The organism is uncultured Nocardioides sp., from assembly GCF_902805925.1.
Classification (GTDB): Bacteria; Actinomycetota; Actinomycetes; order Propionibacteriales; family Nocardioidaceae; genus Nocardioides.
In genome coordinates, this window is the sequence record NZ_CADCUP010000223.1 from 1 (window position 1) to 3571 (window position 3571).

Annotated in this window: 3 protein-coding genes; 2 read left to right on the forward strand and 1 reads right to left on the reverse strand. The window is 72.6% G+C overall.

Features of this window, described 5'->3' with window-relative positions:
- Positions 1-30: 30 nt before the first annotated feature.
- Entirely contained in the window at positions 31-972 is a 942-nt protein-coding gene (gene nudC, locus QZX64_RS16160; RefSeq protein WP_295661864.1) for an NAD(+) diphosphatase, read from the forward strand.
- Positions 973-1004: 32 nt separating this feature from the next.
- Here nudC and QZX64_RS16165 read toward each other — a convergent pair whose 3' ends face one another.
- The gene (locus QZX64_RS16165) at positions 1005-1253 is read right to left on the reverse strand and encodes a mycoredoxin (protein ID WP_295661866.1); all 249 of its coding nucleotides are present in this window, start codon (positions 1251-1253) and stop codon (positions 1005-1007) included.
- A 76-nt stretch (positions 1254-1329) separates the two neighbouring features.
- On the opposite strand from QZX64_RS16165, the gene QZX64_RS16170 reads away from it, so the two are divergent.
- Positions 1330-3390, forward strand: coding sequence for a UvrD-helicase domain-containing protein (locus tag QZX64_RS16170; protein ID WP_295661869.1), 2061 nt, complete (start codon positions 1330-1332; stop codon positions 3388-3390).
- Positions 3391-3571 lie beyond the last annotated feature (181 nt).

The window sequence follows — 3571 nt, forward strand, 5'->3', positions numbered from 1 at the left end:
ACGTGGAAACTACCCAAGTACGGTGGCCGCGTGAGCACCCAGGACGCCGGCGATCGCAGCCGCAGCCTCCCGCACCTGGCCCTCTCGGCCCACGCGCACAACCGCGAGGGCCTGCACCGCACCGACGGCGCCTGGCTGGAGGCCCGCTGGGGCGACCCGACCACCCGGGTGCTGGTGGTCGCCGGGACCCGCATCCACCCCGTGGAGGGCGGCGTCGCCTGGGTGTCGCCCGTCGAGGCGCCCGAGGGCATCCGGGTGCTGCTGGGGGAGCGGGACGGCGTCACGAGGTTCGCCCTGGTCTGCGACCCGGCCGACGCCCCCGGGGACAAGGACGACTGGGTCGCCCTCCGCGGCCTCTTCCCCTACCTCGGCGAGCGCGGGGAGGACGACGCGCCCTGGCTCTTCCACGCCATCGGGCTGGCGGAGTGGTTGCAGGCGACGAGGTTCTGCCCGCGCTGCGGCGGCTCGCTGGAGTCCCGCCACGCCGGCCACGAGCTGCAGTGCACCTCGTGCGGCAAGCGGCAGTTCCCGCGCACCGACCCGGCGGTGATCATGGCCGTGACCCTCGGTGAGCCCGGATCGGCCGACGAGAGGATCCTGCTGGGCCGGCAGTCGGTGTGGCCCCCGGGCCGCTGGTCGACGCTGGCCGGCTTCGTGGAGCCGGGGGAGACCTTCGAGGACGCCGTGCGCCGCGAGGTGATGGAGGAGGTCGGCACCCCCGTCGGCGAGGTGACCTATTTCGGCAACCAGCCGTGGCCGCTGCCGGCGAGCATCATGATCGGCTTCGTGGCACGGGCCACGAGCGACGTCATCGACGTGGACGGCGCGGAGATCGAGGAGGCCCGCTGGTTCACCCGCGACCAGCTGCGCGCCGACGCCGCGTCCGGGGCCGTCGTGGTCCCCCAGGGTGTGTCGATCTCGTCATCGCTGCTGGAGAGCTGGGTCGGCGAGTCGCTCGCCGGGGGCTGGTAGCGGGCGCCGTACGCCGACCGACCAACCCCCGCTCACCCCAGCGAGGCCAGCTTGTCCTTCACCTGCATCAGGGACGGGTTGGTCTGCGCGGAGCCGTCGGCGTAGACCAGGGTGGGGACGGTCTGGTTGCCGTTGTTCACCTTCTCGACGATCTCCGCCGCCTCCGGCACCTGCTCGATGTCGACGACGTCGTAGGTGATGCCCTCGCGGTCGAGCTGGCCCCTGAGCCGGTGGCAGTAGCCGCACCAGGGGGTGCTGTACATCGTGAAGGTCTCGCTCATCGTGAACTGTCCCCTTGGACGTCTAGGGTTGTGGGCACCAGGTCCAACCACCCCGAGCCAGGAGTTGTTCCCCGCGTTGTCCGCCCTCCTGCCCGCCCCCGACGACCTGCTCGGTGCCCTCGATCCCGAGCAGCGTCGGGTGGCGGAGACCCTGCGCGGCCCGGTGCGGGTGCTGGCCGGGGCGGGCACCGGCAAGACCCGCGCGATCACCCATCGCATCGCCCACGGCGTGGCCACCGGCGTCTACGCGCCCACCGAGGTGCTGGCGCTCTCCTTCACCACCCGCGCCGCAGGCGAGATGCGCGGGCGGCTGCGGCTGCTCGGTGCCACAGGGGTGCAGGCCCGCACGTTCCACTCCGCCGCGCTGCGTCAGCTGCGCTTCTTCTGGCCACGCATCCACGGCCACGAGCTCCCCACCCTGGTCGAGTCCAAGCTCGGGCTCCTCGCCACGGCCGCCCGCCGCCGTCGGCTGACCGCCGACCAGGCGCTGCTGCGCGACCTGGCCTCGGAGGTCGAGTGGGCCAAGGTCAGCAACGTCTCGCCCGACGACTACCCCCGCATCGCTCCCGCCCGGGGCCGCGCCGTCGGCGACCTCACGCCGGAGACCGTGGCGGGGGTGTTCGACTCCTACGAGGAGACCAAGCGCGACCAGGGACGGATGGACATGGAGGACGTCCTCCTCTTCACCGCCGGCATGCTCGCCGACGACGAGCGGGTGGCCGCGCAGGTCCGCCAGCAGTACAAGTGGTTCGTCGTCGACGAGTTCCAGGACGTCTCCCCGCTGCAGTACGCCCTCCTCGAGCTGTGGCTCGGCGGTCGCGACGAGCTGTGCGTCGTGGGCGATCCGGCCCAGACGATCTACTCCTTCGCCGGCGCCCAGGCCTCCTACCTGCGCGAGTTCTCCTCCCGCTTCCCCGAGGCCGCCTCGATCGACCTGGTGCGCAACTACCGCTCCTCGCCCGAGGTGGTGGGCTTCGCCAACAAGGTGCTGGCGGGCACACCCAGCCAGGGCGTCCAGCTGGTGGCCCAGCGGCCCTCCGGCCCCGTCGTGACCGCGCAGGGGTGCCCCGACGAGGTGGCCGAGGCGCAGCACGTCGCGGGGCGCATCGCCGAGCTCCGCGCCGCCGGCACGCCAGCCTCCGAGATCGCCGTGCTCTTCCGCATCAACGCCCAGTCGGAGGCGTTCGAGGACGCCCTGGCCGGCCGCGGCATCCCCTACGTCATCCGCGGGGCCGCCCGCTTCTTCGACCGCCCCGAGGTGAGGCAGGCCGTCACGCTGCTCCGCGGCACGGCGCGCGGTGGCCAGTCGGCCGACGAGCCGCTCGTCGACGTCGTCCGCGCCACGCTCGGCGGCATGGGCTGGTCGCCGGAGGCGCCCACCAGCCGCGGCCAGACCCGCGACCGCTGGGAGTCGCTCCAGGCGCTGGTCGACCAGGCCGTCGAGCTCGCCACCACCGAAGCCTCCGACCTCGGCGCCTTCGTCGACGAGCTCGACCGCCGTGCCTCCGAGCAGCACGCCCCGGTGGCCGAGGGCGTCACGCTCGCGACGCTGCACGCCGCGAAGGGCCTGGAGTGGGACGCCGTCTTCCTGTGCGGCATGCAGGAGGGGACGCTCCCGATCGTCTACGCCGAGACGCCTGCCGAGGTGGAGGAGGAGCGCCGGCTGCTCTACGTCGGCATCACCCGCGCCCGCCGCGACCTCTCCATCTCCTGGTCGGCGGCCCGCAACCCCGGCGGGCGCGCCAGCCGCAAGCCCTCCCGCTTCCTCGACGGCGTGCTCCGCGACCCCCGGGCGGTGCAGGCCAGGGGCACCGAGCCCGGAGCACGCCGCAACCGGCGAGCCGTCCACTGTCGCGAGTGCGGCAAGCCCCTCGACACCGCCGCCCAGAAGAAGATCGGCCGCTGCGCCGACTGCCCGGCCTCCTACGACGAGGAGCTGTTCGAGGCGCTGCGCACCTGGCGACGGGAGCGGGCCGGCGACGACGAGGTGCCGCCGTACGTCGTCTTCACCGACGCGACCCTCCAGCTGATCGCGGAGCACCGTCCCAGCACCGACGCGGGACTGCTCAAGATCGCCGGCGTGGGCCCCACGAAGCTCGAGAAGTACGGCGCCGAGGTGCTCGCCCTGCTTGCGTGAGCGGCTCTCTCGCGAATTTCGAGGAAATACCCAGTAAATCGTTTGCCCATTACCGCGGTGAGGCGATAGTTTCCTCAACATCCGATCCACGCGCACCGGGTCCTGGCACGACCTGCGCACGACGCACTGAAGGAGGTGGCCCGCATGAACAAGCACCTGACCTCGACCACGGCTCTCAAGA

What these genes read in the sequence shown, in the direction of transcription:
- QZX64_RS16165 (WP_295661866.1), bottom strand. Translation starts at nt 1,253, where the DNA reads ATGAGCGAGACCTTCACGATGTACAGCACCCCCTGGTGCGGCTACTGC.